General features: G+C 57.2%; 14 protein-coding genes. 11 read left to right on the forward strand and 3 right to left on the reverse strand.

The window, feature by feature from the left end:
• Window positions 1-41 precede the first annotated feature (41 nt).
• From OC71_RS03075 to OC71_RS03095, 5 genes are all read left to right on the forward strand, one after another.
• A complete protein-coding gene (locus tag OC71_RS03075; protein WP_177327899.1) occupies window positions 42-818 on the forward strand; it encodes a carboxymuconolactone decarboxylase family protein in 777 nt (258 codons plus the stop codon).
• 121 nt (window positions 819-939) lie between these two features.
• Window positions 940-1,884: an alpha/beta fold hydrolase gene (locus OC71_RS03080; protein WP_177327901.1), complete on the forward strand. Its 945-nt coding sequence runs from the start codon at window positions 940-942 to the stop codon at window positions 1,882-1,884.
• Window positions 1,885-1,934: 50 nt separating this feature from the next.
• On the forward strand, window positions 1,935-2,987 hold the full coding sequence (locus tag OC71_RS03085) for an alpha/beta hydrolase (RefSeq protein ID WP_041063997.1): 1,053 nt from the start codon (window positions 1,935-1,937) through the stop codon (window positions 2,985-2,987).
• Window positions 2,988-3,068: 81 nt separating this feature from the next.
• Window positions 3,069-3,962 (forward strand): LysR family transcriptional regulator, encoded by an 894-nt coding sequence (locus OC71_RS03090; RefSeq protein ID WP_041063999.1) that lies wholly within the window; start codon window positions 3,069-3,071, stop codon window positions 3,960-3,962.
• A gap of 180 nt (window positions 3,963-4,142) precedes the next feature.
• The gene (locus OC71_RS03095; RefSeq protein WP_041064001.1) at window positions 4,143-5,192 is read left to right on the forward strand and encodes a 3-oxoacyl-[acyl-carrier-protein] synthase III C-terminal domain-containing protein; all 1,050 of its coding nucleotides are present in this window, start codon (window positions 4,143-4,145) and stop codon (window positions 5,190-5,192) included.
• A gap of 94 nt (window positions 5,193-5,286) precedes the next feature.
• On the opposite strand, the gene OC71_RS03100 is transcribed toward OC71_RS03095, so the two are convergent.
• On the reverse strand, window positions 5,287-5,751 hold the full coding sequence (locus tag OC71_RS03100; protein ID WP_041064004.1) for a DUF3429 domain-containing protein: 465 nt from the start codon (window positions 5,749-5,751) through the stop codon (window positions 5,287-5,289).
• Window positions 5,752-5,956: 205 nt separating this feature from the next.
• Here OC71_RS03100 and OC71_RS03105 point away from each other — a divergent pair, with 205 nt between their 5' ends.
• A complete protein-coding gene (locus OC71_RS03105) occupies window positions 5,957-6,988 on the forward strand; it encodes a GNAT family N-acetyltransferase (RefSeq protein ID WP_041064006.1) in 1,032 nt (343 codons plus the stop codon).
• Window positions 6,989-7,743: 755 nt separating this feature from the next.
• Here OC71_RS03105 and OC71_RS03115 read toward each other — a convergent pair.
• Entirely contained in the window at window positions 7,744-8,199 is a 456-nt protein-coding gene (locus OC71_RS03115; protein ID WP_041064010.1) for a VOC family protein, read from the reverse strand.
• Between the two features lie 406 nt (window positions 8,200-8,605).
• Between OC71_RS03115 and gabP the strand changes: the two genes are divergently transcribed.
• Window positions 8,606-10,012, forward strand: a complete 1,407-nt coding sequence (gene gabP, locus OC71_RS03120; protein WP_041064012.1) for a GABA permease — start codon at window positions 8,606-8,608, stop codon at window positions 10,010-10,012.
• On the opposite strand, the gene OC71_RS03125 is transcribed toward gabP, so the two are convergent.
• A complete protein-coding gene (locus OC71_RS03125; RefSeq protein WP_041064014.1) occupies window positions 10,003-11,862 on the reverse strand; it encodes an ABC transporter ATP-binding protein in 1,860 nt (619 codons plus the stop codon). The two genes, gabP and OC71_RS03125, sit on opposite strands and share 10 nt — an antisense overlap.
• A gap of 498 nt (window positions 11,863-12,360) precedes the next feature.
• Here OC71_RS03125 and OC71_RS03130 point away from each other — a divergent pair, with 498 nt between their 5' ends.
• The 4 genes from OC71_RS03130 to OC71_RS03145 all read left to right on the forward strand — a co-directional run bounded on the left by OC71_RS03130 (window position 12,361) and on the right by OC71_RS03145 (window position 16,838).
• Window positions 12,361-13,620 carry an OmpP1/FadL family transporter gene (locus OC71_RS03130; RefSeq protein ID WP_052510576.1) on the forward strand — a complete coding sequence of 420 codons (1,260 nt, stop codon included), beginning with the start codon at window positions 12,361-12,363 and terminating at the stop codon, window positions 13,618-13,620.
• A 47-nt stretch (window positions 13,621-13,667) separates the two neighbouring features.
• Window positions 13,668-14,342 carry a DUF3313 domain-containing protein gene (locus tag OC71_RS03135; RefSeq protein WP_041064016.1) on the forward strand — a complete coding sequence of 225 codons (675 nt, stop codon included), beginning with the start codon at window positions 13,668-13,670 and terminating at the stop codon, window positions 14,340-14,342.
• A 136-nt stretch (window positions 14,343-14,478) separates the two neighbouring features.
• Window positions 14,479-16,038, forward strand: coding sequence for an arylsulfatase (locus OC71_RS03140; protein WP_041064019.1), 1,560 nt, complete (start codon window positions 14,479-14,481; stop codon window positions 16,036-16,038).
• A gap of 86 nt (window positions 16,039-16,124) precedes the next feature.
• On the forward strand, window positions 16,125-16,838 hold the full coding sequence (locus OC71_RS03145) for a hypothetical protein (RefSeq protein WP_218186287.1): 714 nt from the start codon (window positions 16,125-16,127) through the stop codon (window positions 16,836-16,838).

The following is a 16,838-nucleotide window of genomic DNA, read 5'->3' on the forward strand; positions in this document are numbered from 1 at the left end:
TCCAGCAACACCGCAGTGACCTGCAATGGATGGAGCCTTTCATGATGACCACTGACGCACGCAAGTGCACTGCCCTCCCCGCACTCATGACGCTTTGTCTGGGCGTTGCGGCGATGTTCAGCGTGACCACTCAAGCAGCCGAGGCAGCGCAAACCATGACCAACACACCCGCCAAAGCAACGACATTGTCGAGCCAACAACAAGCGATTCCACTGATCGCGGCTTTCATGGCGACCAGTGACATGCCTCACCTCAACACCGCGCTCAACCAGGGACTCGATGCCGGCCTGACCATCAGCGAAACCCGCGAAATTCTGGTGCAGCTCTACGCGTATGTCGGCTTCCCGCGCAGCCTCAACGCCTTGAACGAGCTGATGACGGTGGTGCAGGCGCGCCAACAGCGCGGCATCGATGATGCGCCGGGACGCGAGCCGGGCCGCGCTATCCCGACCGGTGACGAACTGCTGGCCGCCGGCACCGCGAATCAAACCAGAATCTCCGGCGGCCCGGTCAAAGGCCCGGTGTTCGAGTTTGCTCCGGTGATCAACCGCTTCCTGCAAACACACTTGTTCGGCGACATCTTCGAGCGCGACAACCTCGACTGGCAAAGCCGCGAACTGGCGACTGTCGGGGCGCTGGCAGCCACGCCTGGGGTGGAATCGCAGCTGCGCTCGCACATGGCGGCGAGCCTGCGCGTCGGTCTCAGCGCGGCACAATTGCGCCAGGTTACCGAGCTGCTGAAAAAACACGGCGATGCGCAGACGGCTGAACGTGCCGACACCGCGCTGACCCAAGCCCTTGCAGCTTCGGGGGCATGACATGAAAGCTGCAAAACATTTGCTGTGCCTCTCACTGTTGAGCCTGTTGGCGGCCTGCGCAAACCCTTCCGAAGGCCCGCTGCTGATCCAGAAGCAAGGCAGCTTCGCCGCTGGCGGAACGATGATCACGGCACCGGGCACTTTCAACCCGCGCCAACCGATGGCGCCCAACGGCCAGACTTACCACGGTGACCACGCCTACGCGTTCTATCAGATCCCGGTCGATGCGCGAAAACTGCCCATCGTCATGTGGCACGGCGCGGGGCAATTTTCCAAGACCTGGGAAACCACTGCCGATGGCCGCGAGGGGTTTCAGAACATCTTTCTGCGCCGTCACTACGGCGTCTATCTGATCGATCAGCCTCGGCGTGGCGATGCCGGACGCAGCATGGTCGAGACCACACTCAAGCCTGTGCCTGACGAACAGCTGTGGTTCAACCAGTTCCGCATCGGCCTGTGGCCCAACTACTTCAATGGCGTACAAGTGGCACAGGACGCACAAACCCGCGAGCAGTTTTTCCGGGCGATGACGCCAAACACCGGGCCGTTCGACATGGGCGTGGTCTCCGACGGCGTGTCGGCGCTGTTCGACAAAATCGGCCCGGGGATTTTGTTCACCCATTCGCAAGGTGGCGGGCCGGGCTGGTTGACGGCGATCAAGAACGACAAGGTCAAAGCCATCGTGGCATTCGAACCGGGCAGCAGTTTCGTGTTTGCTGACGGTGAAGTGCCGGCGCCGATTCCCAGCGCGTTCGACACGGTGCAAGGCGCAGCGGTGCCCATGGAGCAATTCATGGCGCTGACGCGCATTCCGATTCTGATCCTCTACGGCGATAACATCCCGGAACGGGCCGTCGACCTGCCTGCTCAGGACAGTTGGCGCGCACGCTTGAAAATGGCCCGGCTTTGGCGTGACGCGGTCAATCGACATGGCGGTGATGTGCGACTGATCCACCTGCCGGAGATTGGCATTCACGGCAACACCCACTTTCCCATGTCGGATCTGAACAACGTGCAGATCGCTGACCTGGTCGCGCAATTCCTCAAAGAAAAACAGCTGGACTGACCCCAACACTTTTGCAACTGCCGCCCTAATTGATTGCTCAGGAGCTTCACGTGAAGAACACTCTCAAAGCCACGCTCATGTCGGCATTGGTCGGCCTCTCGGCGGGCGAGGCCTTGGCCGCCGACTACAAAAAGAACCCTTTCACCCTCGCCTACGACGGCGCAATCAGCAAGAACGAACCGGGCAAGGTCAATATCCACCCGGTCAAGTACACGCTCAATGGTCTGGACATCGCCGCGAACGTGTACACCCCGGCCAACTACGACGCGAAGAAGACTTACCCGACCGTGGTCGTTGCACACCCCAATGGCGGCATCAAAGAACAGGTTGCCGGTCTGTATGCCCAGCGCCTGGCGGAACAGGGCTACATCACCATCACGGCCGATGCGGCCTATCAGGGCGCCAGCGGTGGTCAGCCGCGCAGCATCGATAAACCGGCGTCTCGCATCGAAGACATCCACGGCATGGCCGACTTCATCAGCCAGTTTGCCGGTGTCGATGACAAGCGTCTGGGCCTGCTCGGCATCTGCGGCGGTGGCGGCTATTCGTTGGCGGCGGCGCAAACCGATAAACGCTTCAAATCGCTGGCGACCGTAAGCATGTTCAACTCGGGCCGGGTACGCCGCAACGGCTACAACGATTCGCAAATCGACAGCATCCAGCAACGTTTGCAACAGGCATCAGCAGCCCGCGCGCAGGAAGCGGCCGGCGGTGCGGTACTGTATTCGGGCGATGCCAACCTCACCGATGAGCAGATAGCCAAACTGCCCTTCGAACTGTATCGCCAGGGCTACGAGTACTACTGGAAAACCCACGCACACCCCAACTCGACCTTCAAATACACCACCAGCAGCTTGCTGGATTTGATGCGTTTCGACGCCACCGACCACATTGAACTGATCAATCAACCCTTGCTGATGATCGCCGGCAGCAAGGCCGACAGCCTGTACATGACTCAGGATGCCTTCCCCAAAGCCACCGGCACCTCGGACAAGGAAGTGTTCATTCTCGATGGCGCGACGCATATCGAAACCTACTGGGTGCCGCAATATGTTGATGCGGCGATTGGCAAGCTCAGCGAATTTTACGCACGCACCCTGTGATGAGCGCCTTGAGGGTCGCGCATCCATGCGCAACCTGCTTTCATGGAATAATCCCGCGTCCCTCATGAGAGGCCCTCATCAATGTCCCGCGCCAACCTCAACGACCTGCAAGCCTTCGTGGTGATCGCCCGCGAAGGCAGTTTTACCCGCGCAGCCGCACAACTGGGTGTCTCGCAGTCGGCGCTGAGCCACACCATGCGCGCCCTCGAAGCTCGGCTGGGCGTGCGCCTGTTGACGCGAACCACACGCAGCGTTTCGCCGACCGAGGCCGGCCAGCGCTTGTATCAGTCGATGGCGCCGCGCTTCGATGAGATCGAACTGGAACTGGCTGCGGTCAGTGAATTTCGCGACACCCCGGCCGGTAATGTGCGGATCTCGGCGTCCGAACATGCCGCCAACAATATCCTCTGGCCGAAGCTGTTGAAGGTGCTGCCCGACTACCCGGACATCAAGGTCGAAATCACGGTCGACTATGCCCTTTCCGACATCGTTGCACAGCGCTATGACGCCGGCGTGCGTCTGGGCGATCAGGTGGCGAAGGACATGATTGCCGTGCCGATCGGTCCGTCATTGCGCATCGCGGTAGTGGGGTCTCCCGAGTATTTCAAGCACCGACCGATCCCGCAGGCACCGAGCGATCTGGCTGCGCACAACTGCATCAATCTGCGCCTGCCCACCCACGGCAGCCTGATGCAATGGGATTTTGAAAAAGACGGTCACGAACTCAAGGCGCGCGTCGAGGGGCAATGGACGTTCAACAGCAGCATGCCGATCCTGCGTGCGGCGGAGGCAGGCTGCGGGCTGGCGTTTCTGCCGGAAGACATGGTCATGAGCCAGTTGGCCAACAGCACACTGGTGCGCGTACTTGAGGATTGGTGCCAACCGTTTGCCGGTTACCACCTTTACTACCCGAATCGTCGTGAACATTCGTCAGCGTTCGGAGTTGTGGTGGATGCGCTCGTTTATAAGGAATGACGCGTTAAATTGACTCAGATCATGATTCAATTCGATTGAGGAAAATAACCAACAACTTTCTTGATCCGCATTTTCTTTGTGCTAAAAGTATTGCCGCCAGTGGCTCCTTACAGGGATGAGTAAGGGTTTGCTCATCCGCAGCCATTGCCCACGGATGCATACTTTCAACAAGGAAGTCATATGAAAATAGTTGGGCTGTCCGGGATTCTCCCGTCACGCATTATCAGCAATCAAGACGTTATAAACCTGGTCGAGGAACACTCTAAAGATACGTTCCAGGAAGACTTGCCAAAAACCTTGAAGACCATTAGCAAGTTGCTTGAAAAAAGCGGCAGCGGCACGCGTCACTGGCTGGGCGCCGACGAAACGCCGATGGAACTGATGGAGACAGCATTCAACTCCGCGCTCGCCCAGGCCAATATCGACAAGGCCGATCTGGACCTGCTGATCTATCCGAACGTCACGCGAGGCTTCATCGAGCCGGCCAACAGTACGTTCATCGCCAAGGCGCTGGGCCTGAGCTGCAGAAACTTCGATGTGGTGGACGCCTGCAATGGCTGGGTGACTGCCATGGATGTCATCAACAGTAAGATGCAGGCCGGCGAGATTCGCTACGCGGCGATCGTCAATATGGAATTTGGCATGTCTGCTGGCGGGCCGGTGATGCCCAAGAACTTCTCCTTACAGTCGTCGGCGGAACTGGCATACAAGTTTCCGAGTTTTACCATTGGCGAAGCCGTCACGGTCACCATCCTCAGTCATGAAGCCCCCGGCAACTTCAAGTTCTCGTACATCAACAGGCCAGACTTGAGTGACTTGTCGACCATCTCCCTGCCGGATTGGAAACTGTTCTGCAATGAGGAAGATATTCCGCGTATTTCACCGACCGGCGGCCAGTATCAATTCAATTCCTACGCAGCAGCCTTGCATGAAGATGGTCGCAACGAAGCGATAAAAGTCTTCAATTTGCAAAACGTCTCTGCGGCGGATGTTCATAAAGTGTTTATTCATACCGGTTCACCCAAGATGTGGGAGCACATTGGGCAACTGATCGGTATTGATCACAAGCTGCACCACGTCGGGCATAAAACCGGCAACATCATTACCGCGTCCATCCCCTACGGCATCTTCGATGCGATGAGTCGTGGCGAAGCCGAGACCGGGCAGTTTTGCATGGGCTGGGCGGGCAGCGGCGGGATGGTTTTCTCCGCGCTGTCGTTTACCTTGTAGGGCCTGATGCAACTTGCCGTCGTGAGGCGGCAAGTTGCTCATCCATGATCTTATTAAGACACTCTCACTGCAGACGATTCGGGCAGGCGCGGTTTCACGAATGAATGACTACAGCAACTGCGCCAGTCAGCAGGCAAACACACGCCACGGCCGTCAGGCGCAATCGCATTGGCAGGTACCAGGCTTGCAGGCTCACAACCCGAACCAACTGCCGGTCTTGCCAGAAGTGCACGACAAATCCGATGATCAACAGCAAGCAACCCACTGGCACCGGCAGTAACGTGCTGAGCCAAGCGACAAGGGCCGGCATGACACTCCACATAAGCCGGTCGCGGCGCAGTTCGTCACTCATGTTTTGCACTGACATGGCGAACCCCCAGTGCAAGGCGCCGATGAAGCTGAGGATGACAGCGCCATAGTTGACCAGCGCTACCGCCCAAAACATTCGATATTCCAAAGATGTGAGGATGAGTAGCACAAGGCCAATAAACGGTAGTAAACCGCCATAGCCCAGCAGGCAGACATACCTTGGCGGTGAGAGCGAAGATGACAGGTTCATTTCAATTGCTTCCAGTGCCCGATACACAAGACTGTAGACCCAAAAGCTCCGACCTGATGCGCACGCCGCCGCGTATAAACGCCCTTCCTCTCCAGCAGTTCGGCATGAGTGTCAGTCTGTTACGCCCAGCCCTTCCCTGACTGTATCTGTGCGTCTGGCCACTTTGCTGCGAGTATTCCTGCACTCACCTGGCGCAGTGAATTTGATGGACCTTATTGCTGATTTCCCCGAGTTTTTCCTGCCACGCTGCACGCTGCGGCGAATTCATCGTCGTGATGTCGATGCGATTTTCGCCGGGCTGTCTCACCCGCAGGTGATTGCCCACTATGGCGTGTCTTACAACAGCCTCGAAGCGACGGACGAACAGATGCGCTGGTACGACGCATTGCTGGAAGAACGCCGGGGTATCTGGTGGGGCATCGCACTGCCGGGGCGCGATGAATTGGTGGGCGCCTGTGGCTTCAATGATTGGTCTCATGCCGATCGCAGCCTGGATATCGGCTACTGGCTGATGCCGGATTACTGGGGGCGAGGTCTGATGCAGGCTTGCCTGCCCACCCTTCTGCGCTTCGCCTTGAGCAACCTCGGCGTGCACCGCATTCACGCCGACGTCGAGCCGGAAAACCCCGCCAGCGCCCGCCTGCTGGAGCGGCTCGGTTTCGTGTTTGAGGGAACCCTGCGGGAGTTGGAGTACAAGGACGAGCGCTTCCTCAGCCTGCACCAGTACAGCCTGCTGGCCACTGACCAGGCGGCGCGAGCGTTATTGGCGGACGAGACGCCGATCCTGCGGCTATGCCGTGGCGCGGATGCACCGGCGCTGAGTGCCCTGGCCCGGCGCAGCAAGGCCCACTGGGGTTATCCCGAAGCATGGATGGAGGCCTGGGAACCGGCGCTGACGTTAACCCCGGCACATCTGACCGGCCATTACGCGGTGCTGGTCGCGGCGGATGGCCCGCCACTGGGATTCTATGGATTGGAGCGCGACGAGGATGGCTGGCAACTGGAGCATTGCTGGGTCGACCCGTCGGCCATGAACGGAGGCCACGGACGACGCCTGGTGGAGCATGCACTGGCTGTGGCACGCGGCCTGGGCGTGTCCACCTTGTCGGTGGAGTCCGATCCGTCGGCCCAAGCCTTTTACGAGCGGCTTGGGGCCCGGCACGTGCGCAATGTATCGCGCCCGGTGTGTGGCGAGCCCCGACAACTGCCGGTACTTGAATGGTGGCTTGGTGAGTAACGCTTTGTGGCGAGAGAGGACGGCTGAATTATTGGCTGCTGGTGGGCGGCTTTTGGCCTATGACAGTTGTTTGTGGGTGGCAGCTATCGGCTGCGGATTCAACCGGTGGACTGATTACGGACCCAAGGCAGTCAGTCAATAATGGATAATGGCAGAAACCGGCCCCAAGAAAACTTTAGCTGCTTAGATATCAACGCAGATTGGTCTCTGCAATGGACTGTAAATTTATGATTACTACGGTGGACCAATATGATTGCTCAAACTATTTCGTCGTCGTGCATGGCATTGACGCTCAGACCTATGAACGGATGGCTGTTCACTTTGAATGTCGTCGCGGCGGTGTGCGACCGACGGACCAAAGCAGGTTTATCTCTATCCCAGTAACAGTTGACACTCTAGGTAGCACTCTTGCTTGGGTCAAAACCGAGTTGAACGGGCGCCATTACGAGCTGCATTTGATTGTGTCCGTCGCGACAAACTTGTCTTGGGGCGAGGTTCTCATCCCCCCGCAAATAGCTTTGCTCGCTGGCCAGGCTGAAGCCGCGATTAAGATTGCGTTTCAACTCAAGCGAACTTGATCCGATGGCAGGCAGTGCCTGCTTTGTAGATCCGTCTTTCCCTAACGGCTGCTTTTGGCCGACCTCTCCCAGTTGTTGCCTGTTAGCGAAGGGCTGCAATCGAATAAAAGCCGGCGTGGGCACTGCGCAACTCGCTGCCATTGCCAAGTCACTTAATACAGGAGTGGCCGCTATTTTTCAGATAAACGCAGTCTCGATAAACGCTTCCAGCGCCTTTTCTTCGAGTATCTCGATAGAGAAATGCCCGAAGCGCTTTGGTAACCAGATAATGCGTGTGCCGGCCGGGGATTGCAGATTCGCGCGAGGCAATGGCGCTCCATTTTCGTCTTGAGGCTGAACACCCGCGTCCATCAGCTCGTCATAGGCTTTTTCGATATCTTTCGTTGAGTAGCAGTGGCGGTAAATCATGCCTTCACCTGAAGAATCCAAAAGTTCTTTCAGATTGCCTGCCAACGGTTGCACCAGCATGAAACGTTCTTGACCTATCAGTGCAATCGCGTAGCGAACATGCAGACCGCCCCGCTCCCAGACAAGCGTTTTGGAAATCCTGGCGTTTAGTATGTGTGCGTAGTAAGCACAGGCTTCCTCAAGATTTTTGACCAGTACATCTACATGACTGAACTTCAGATCCATTGCATAGCTCCTGTCCATAAAAACCATCGTAATAGTCAGCCATCAGCCAGCGGACACTATCTGAACTACCGCCCTGAATGTTGACATATTCGCATCGATCTTTTCCCTGCTGATGCGCGGTTCGGTCGAATAGCTGAGAGATTCGTAGAAAATTCCAATACGCCCTCATGGTATTCACATGTCGATATCAGACACGATCATGGCGCAATCAGGCTACTGAATCAGCGACAAGGCCGGCTAAGGTGCCGTGTCTTCGTATCAAACGACCCCGCTCGGATCATGGGGTTGATAAGAACTGCGGCGGTTGGACGGGCTTCTTTCGGGAGTTTCAGCAGGCAACGATGGTGCTCGATCGGGTGCCCGTTCAATTCGCTTAAATGTCGATCAGCAGAGAATAAAAATACCGATGATCAGCCCGAACTCCATGGATTCGAGTAGCCAATTGGCGCAGGGCTTCAAGCCTCGTCACGTCACAATGCTGTCCATCGCCGGGATTATCGGCGCCGGTTTGTTCGTCGGTTCAGGGCACGCCATTGCCGCAGCGGGGCCGGCCGTGCTGCTCGCCTATCTGTTTTCCGGTTTGCTCGTCGTGCTGGTCATGCGCATGCTCGGCGAGATGGCGGTGGCCAATCCGGACACCGGTTCGTTCTCCACCTATGCCGACCAGGCCATCGGCCGCTGGGCCGGTTTTACCATCGGCTGGTTGTACTGGTGGTTCTGGGTGCTGGTCATTCCTATCGAAGCGCTGGCAGCCGGGCATGTGTTGAATCAATGGTTTCCGCAGGTCGATGCCTGGCTGTTCGCGTTGGGATCGATCATTGCGCTGGTGGTGACCAACCTGTTCAGCGTGTCCAAATATGGTGAGTTCGAGTTCTGGTTCGCCATGGCCAAGGTCGTGGCAATCATCGGCTTCATCGGTGTCGGTTTTGCCGTGTTGATGGGTTGGGTTCCCGACCGTGAAGTCAGCGGATTGAGCAGTCTGATGGCCACGCACGGCGGTTTTGCGCCCAACGGCTTGTCGGCGGTGGTCGGCGCTTTCATCACGATCATGTTCAGCTTCATCGGCACTGAAGCGGTGACCATTGCCGCTGCCGAATCGAATAACCCGGCGCAGAACATCGCCAAGGCCACCCGCTCGGTGATCTGGCGCATTGGCGTGTTTTACCTGCTGTCGATCTTCGTGGTCATCTCCGTAGTGCCCTGGAATGATCCGTTGCTGGCCTCGGTGGGCTCGTATCAGCGCGCCCTGGAAATCATGAACATTCCAAATGCCAAGTTCATGGTCGACGTCGTCGTCCTGATCGCCGTGGCCAGTTGCATGAACTCCTCGATCTACATTGCCTCGCGCATGTTGTACTCGCTGGGTCGTAGAGGCGATGCACCAAAAGCGCTGAAGGCGACTTCCGCGGCTGGCGTGCCACGGGCCGCCGTGATCGCCAGCACCGTGCTGGGCGCATCGATCACCGTATGGAGCTACTTCATGCCCGCCGGGCTGTTCGAGTTTCTATTGGCCAGTTCCGGGGCGATTGCCTTGCTGGTGTATCTGGCGATTGCGGTGTCGCAGCTGCGCATGCGGCGGATATTGCAACAGCGCAAGGTCGAGCTGACCTTCCGCATGTGGCTGTTTCCCTGGCTGACGTGGCTGGTGATCGGCTTCATCTGTGCGGCGCTGGCGGTCATGATGATCACCCCGCAGCACCGCACCGAAGTCACCACCACTATTGGTCTGGCGCTGGCAATCTCCTTTATCGGCCTGATGACGTCGCGTCACCCTGCCCCGACGGCACGAGCAACGTCGGTGGGTCAGGCCTGATCCACCGCCTCGATCACGCCTTTGTCCTCACCCAGGAAGCCGCCGCTCTGATGCGCCCACAGCCGTGCATACACGCCGTTTTTCTCCAGCAATTCGGCGTGGGTGCCCTGCTCGATGATGCGTCCGTCATCCATGACAATCAGCCGGTCCATCGCCGCAATCGTCGACAGTCGATGGGCGATCGCGATCACGGTCTTGCCCTGCATCATGTCGTCGAGGCTTTCCTGAATCGCCACTTCAACCTCCGAATCCAGCGCACTGGTGGCTTCGTCCAATAGCAGAATCGGTGCGTTCTTCAGCATCACCCGGGCAATCGCCACCCGTTGGCGCTGGCCGCCGGACAGCTTGATCCCGCGCTCGCCCACCAGAGTGTCGTAACCGGTATGACCCTGGCGATCACTCAACTGGCTGATGAATTCGTCAGCCTGGGCGTTGGCCGCCGCGCGGCGGATCTGCGCGTCGGTGGCATCGGGCCGGCCGTAGGCAATGTTGTCGCGAATCGAGCGGTGCAGCAGCGAAGTGTCCTGCGTAACCATGCCAATGGCACTGCGCAGGCTGTCTTGAGTCACGTGCGCAATGTTCTGGCCATCGATCCGAATCTCGCCACTGTCGACATCGTAGAAACGCAGCAGCAAGTTGATCAGCGTCGATTTGCCGGCACCGGAGCGGCCCACCAGACCGATCTTCTCCCCGGGACGGATGCTCAGGCTCAGGCCATCGAGCACCTGACGCTCGCCACCGTAATTGAATTTCACTTTGTCGAATGTCACTGCGCCGCCCGAGGTCACCAGCACGCCGGCATCCGGCGCGTCCTGCACCTTAGTGCCCTGGGTCAGGGTCGCCATGCCGTCCTGAACGGTGCCGATGCTTTCGAACAGCGAGGTCATCTGCCACATGATCCAGTTCGACATGCCATTGATCCGCAACGCCATGGCGGTGATCGCCGCCACCGCGCCGGCGCCGACATCGCCCTGGTGCCACAGCCACAGGGCATAGCCGCCCGCTGACATGATCAATGCCACCACCAGGGCCTGATTGACGATCTCAAACAGGCTGACCAGACGCATCTGGCGAAAACCGGTTTGCTTGAAATCCTCCATCGCCGCCCGTGCAAAGTGCGCTTCGCGGTTGGAGTGGGAGAACAGTTTCACCGTGGTGATGTTGGTGTACGCGTCGGCAATACGCCCGGTCATCATCGAGCGCGCGTTGGCCTGCTCCTGGCCGACCTTGCCCAGCCGCGGCACGAAGTACCCCATCGCCAGCCCGAACAACACGACCCACGCGAGAAACGGCAGCATCAGCTTCAGCGCAAAACCGCCGGCCAAGGCGATGATCGCGATGAAGTACACGCCGATCCCGGGCAGGATCTCGATCATGGTGAACAGCACGTCGCGCACCGCGAGCGCTGTCTGCATCACCTTGGTCGTGACCCGTCCGGAAAACTCATCGGAGAAAAACGAAAGGCTTTGCCGCAGCATCAGCCGATGGAAGTCCCAGCGCAGGCGCAGCGGCAGGTTAATTGCCAGAATCTGGTGCTGAACCATGGTACGCAACGCCACCAATCCGACACTGAGCACCATGACGATGCCCATGCCCCACAACACGCGACGCTCCTGTGCAGCCGCTTCCCCGCCCGCCTGCCAGGTCGAGAGCAGATCGACGACCTGGCCGAGGAAGGAAAACAGCCACGCTTCATAAATCGACACGGCGGCGCTGAGCAACGCCAGCGCTAGGACGTAGCCGCGCGCCCCCCGAGTGCAGGCCCAGAGAAACCTGGCCAGACCGTTGGGCGGCGGTGGCAACTCGTCAGGCGGGAATGGATCGAGTCTTCGTTCAAACACACGAAGCATGGTGTTCTCCAAAACAGTCAAGTCAGGGAGATTCTGCCATCGATTGGATCTCGGGAGGTCTTTGTGAAGAAGTATGTTCTCATCTGGATGGCTCCCTTTGATGGTCGTCCACATGACGAATCGAGATCACGCGCTTTCAACCTCGGGTTGATACCAGAGCGTCAATGCGCCTCATCAGGAAGAGTTTGATTCCAAATAAATGCGCAAACTCTACAACATAGGCGACGCCATGCGCTCAAGGGTTTCCCACGGCTGAAAGTGGCGCCTCGGGGCAACGGCAACGAGGAACTAGTGCGTTGGCGTCAGCCTGAGGGGAACGAAGGGGTTACTTGATATTTATCAACTCGGTCGACCCGCGTTCATCGACACTCCTCATTGAAGGGCGTCAACAAAGTGCTCGGAACGTTCAGCGAGATCACGTTCATCGGTCCTCGTAATCTTTAGCCTGATTCCGATAAGACTAATAACAGTGGATTGAAAAAATCCAGGGACGCTCAGATGGCCAAGAAACTGATCTGCGGCACGTTGTGCCTTTGTGTCTCTTCGTGGGCACACGCCGGTGGGATCATGTTGTATGAAGTCGGCAGCGATAATACGGGACTGGTCAATGCCGGCGCTGCTGCACGGGCTCAAGGTCCGTCGACTATCGCCAGCAACCCGGCAGGTATGAGCTATCTGGAGGGCACACAAATAAGTGCCGGTGCCCAACTGCTGTTTGGCAATGTGAGTTTTGATCAAGATTCGTCTACCACCAGTAGCGGGGGTAATGGCGACAACGGTTTGGGCCTGACACCGGGGGCCAGCTTTTTTATCAGCCATAAACTGGATGATCAATGGAGTATCGGATTTGGCTCCTATGGCGACTTCGGTCTGGCGGAAAGTTTTGGTAATAGCTGGACTGGCCGTTATTACGTGCAGGACGCCAGCATTGTCGGCCTGTCATTGGTTCCCAGTGTGGCTTATCGCTTTAATGATCAGTGGTCGCTGGGCGTTGGCCTGAAATCCATGTACGGCATGCTGAAATCGCAGACAGCGATTAATCGCGCGCCCCTCGGTTTGCTCGACCGCAGCGATGGCCAATACAAGTATGAAGACGGCACCTGGGGCTATGGCGCCAACCTGGGTGTGATCTATTCACCTCAGGCAGCTACCCGGATCGGTCTGGCCTACACGAGCGAAGTCGATCTTGATTTCGAAGATCGTCTGGACGTTAAAAGCTCGGGGCCATTGTTAAATAATCTGGACGGTCTGAGCACCAGGATCGGTATGAGTGTGCCGCAAACAGCCACGCTCAGCCTTTATCAGCAGCTCGATCTGCAATGGGCGTTGTTGGCTACCGTCAACTGGCAGGACTGGTCAAGTTTAGGAGAAATTTCCCTGCAGGTTGACACCAATGCCGCCGGTGCACAGTCGACCACTGTCAATGCCAACTTCAAAGACACCTACCAACTGGCGCTGGGTGCGCAATATCAGGCAACCCCAAAGTTGCTGTGGAATGTGGGCGTTGCATATGACACCTCCGCAGTATCCGACGCAAATCGAAGCCTGGTTGTGCCGGTGGGTGCCACATGGCGCCTGGGTACTGGCGCCAGCTATGCGCTGGATAAAAGCACCCTCCTGAACTTCAGCTGGGATGTGGTCTGGATGGGCGACTTGCCAGTTGATCAAACTAAGTCCTTGTCTGGCCAACGTACTTCCGGCCAGTTCAGTAATGCCTGGATTCAAACCTTGACCGGCAATATGACTTGGCGCTTCTAGCGCCTGACCAGTGAATAACAAAAAGCAACCCTGGAGTACCACGTCAAATGAACATGTCTCGCACGTTATTTATTGGTGTTGCGTTGAGCGGCCTGCTACTCGCGGGTTGCGTCTCGAAAGTGACCGAGCAAAACCAGTATTCAGGGTTCTTGCCCAGTTATGACGGTTTAAAGGAAGTCTCGACTCCGAGCGGTCAGAAAACCATGCGCTGGATGGCTCCAGGCTTCAAACCGAGTGCTTATGACACCGTGGTTTTCAATCAGTTGGAAATGTACCCGACGCCGAAACCGACTGAACGAGTCAACATGCAAACCCTGCAGTCGTTGCAGGTCTACGCCAGCACCAGCGTAAAAAACACCCTGTCGCAAAGATACAGAGTCGTACCCACCCTGCAAGCCGCACCTGCCGGTTCACGTACCTTGATCATGCGGGCGGCGATCACAGGCGTTTCAGCCTCCAATGAGGGCATGCACTGGTATGAAATAGTGCCGATCGCGGCCGTTGTGGGTGGGGTTTCTGCCGCCACGGGGCATCGTGATCAGAATACCGAACTGTATGTCGAGGCCTACTTTGTGGATGCCACCTCCGGTTTACCGGTTGTAAAAGTGGTGCGCAAAGTGTTCGGCAAAACCCTGGAGAACAACAGTCAGGCGATTACCGCCAATGACTTCAAGGCTGCCATCAAAGGCGTCACGGACGATATGAGCGCACTGCTCAAATAGCAACTCGGCTTAAAGGCGCATGTAAGCCAATCCCCTGCAATTGTTTCCGCGCTGACGGGCAATAAACACAAGGAGTCATACCGCACTAAAACGAGACTTCATTATTTGATTGCTGAGTCAATCAAGGAGAAATCACATGACGTTAAAACGAACCCCGAGCAGGCTATTTGCCGTCGTCGGGATTGTCCTCCTATCAGCCATGGCTCACGCGGCTGACAAAAAGCCCAACATCCTGGTCATCTGGGGAGACGACATCGGCATCGAGAACATCAGTTACAACAACCGCGGCATGATGGGCTACCAGACGCCTAACATCGACCGCATCGCCAAGGAAGGCCTGGGCTTTACTGACTACTACGCTCAGCAAAGCTGCACCGCCGGACGTGCTGCCTTCATCGGTGGCTCCGTCCCCATTCGCAACGGCATGACCAAGGTTGGCCTGCCCGGCGCGAAGGAAGGCTGGCAGAAGACTGATGTGACCATGGCCACGATCCTCACGAGTCAGGGCTACGCCACTGGCCAGTTCGGCAAGAACCACCAGGGCGACCTGGACGAGCATCTACCCACCATGCATGGCTTCGATGAGTTCTTCGGTAACCTCTACCATTTGAACGCTCAAGAAGAACCAGAGAATCTGGACTATCCGAAAGACCCTGCGTTCCTGAAGAAATACGGACCGCGCGGGGTGCTCCACACGTTCGCTGACGGCAAGGGTGGCCAGACCATCCAGGACACCGGCCCGCTCACCAAGAAGCGTATGGAAACCATTGATGAAGAGACCGTCACGGCCGCCAAGGAGTTTATTACGCTTCAAGCCAAAGCCGGCAAGCCGTTCTTCGTCTGGTGGAACGGCACACGCATGCACTTTCGTACCCATGTGAAGGCCGAACATCGCGGTATTTCCGGGCAGGATGAATACAGTGACGGCATGGTCGAGCACGATATGCAAGTAGGCGAACTGCTCAAGGTCATTGATGACCTCGGCCTCGCCGACAATACGATTGTTCAGTATTCAACGGACAACGGTCCGCACTACAACAGTTGGCCTGATGCAGGCACCACTCCCTTCCGCAGTGAAAAGAACACCAACTGGGAAGGCGCTTACCGGGTGCCGATGTTTGTGCGCTGGCCCGGCCATTTTGCGGCAGGCGCCACGCTTAACGGCATCGTTGCACATGAAGACTGGCTGCCGACCTTCGCTGCCGTTGCCGGTGTGCCGGACATCAAGGAACAGTTGCTTAAAGGCACGGACCTTAATGGCCGTCATTACAAAAACTACATCGATGGCTACAACCAGCTCGATTACTTCACTGGCAAGACGAAAGACTCTGCGCGCAAAGAGTTCATCTATGTGAATGACATTGGTGAGATCGTCGCCGCTCGCTTCCAGGACTGGAAGGTTGTCTTCATGGAAAACCGCGAAGAAACCATGAATCTCTGGCGCGAACCATTCGTTGAACTGCGTGCGCCATTGATCTTCAACCTGCGCCGCGACCCGTTCGAGAAAGCTCAACATAACTCGAATACCTACAACGATTGGTGGATCGATCACGTTTACGCGATCGTGCCAATCACCGAAATGGTCGGCAAATTCCTGATGACCATGCAGGACTACCCGCCTAGCCAGACGCCCGGCTCATTCAATCTGACGAAGATGCAGAAACAGATCGAAGACATGTCGGCGGGGAAACAATAATGATGTTCACAAAATGAAACGCTGAGCCCGCTAACCGAGCCGCACCCGTTTCACTGGGTGCGACTTCTATTCTGAGAGTCGCCACCATGAATACTATGCGCATACAAACGGTCCTGGTCGCCGTAGTGGTTAGCGTACTTGCATCGATAGCGACCAGCGCACAGTCCAAAGTCATCGCCATCGACATCCTGTTGGAACCAGACAGCACGATGCTTAGATACTCCGACGCCAATAACGCACGCCTGCTTGCTGTGTTCCCGAAGGGTTTCGCCCTGGATGCCGAACACCGTCCACATATCACGCTGATTCAGCGTTTCGTCCGCACAGAGGATCTCGGCAAGGTCTATGCTGCTGCTGAGAAGGTCCTCGTCAGCGCCAATGTGAACGCGATGAAGCTGGAGGCGTTCAAGTACTACTACGCTCCCGTTGGAGCGGTCGGGGTCGCAGGTATTTGCGTGAAGCCAACGCCGGAAATCATCAAGTTGCAAGCGGACATCATTGCCGCTGTAAAGCCCTTTGCGGTGGAATCCGGACCTATTGACGCTTTTACTGCTGCGCACGACAACCCCGCCAATGACGCGGCGCTCATCCAATACGTATCAACATTTGTTCCGAAAATGTCGGGTGAGAATTTCAATCCACACGTCAGCACGGGCATTGCGCCTCGTGTCTATCTCGACAAGATGAATACCGAGGCATTCCAGTCGTTTGTTTTCTCCCCGGCCGGCGCGGCCGTCTACCAGTTGGGGCCTTTCGGCACCGCTGCGAAAAAACTCAAAGCGTGGGAACTGAAACCTTAA

This window comes from Pseudomonas sp. W15Feb9B, assembly GCF_000828175.1.
Lineage (GTDB): Bacteria > Pseudomonadota > Gammaproteobacteria > Pseudomonadales > Pseudomonadaceae > Aquipseudomonas > Aquipseudomonas parakoreensis.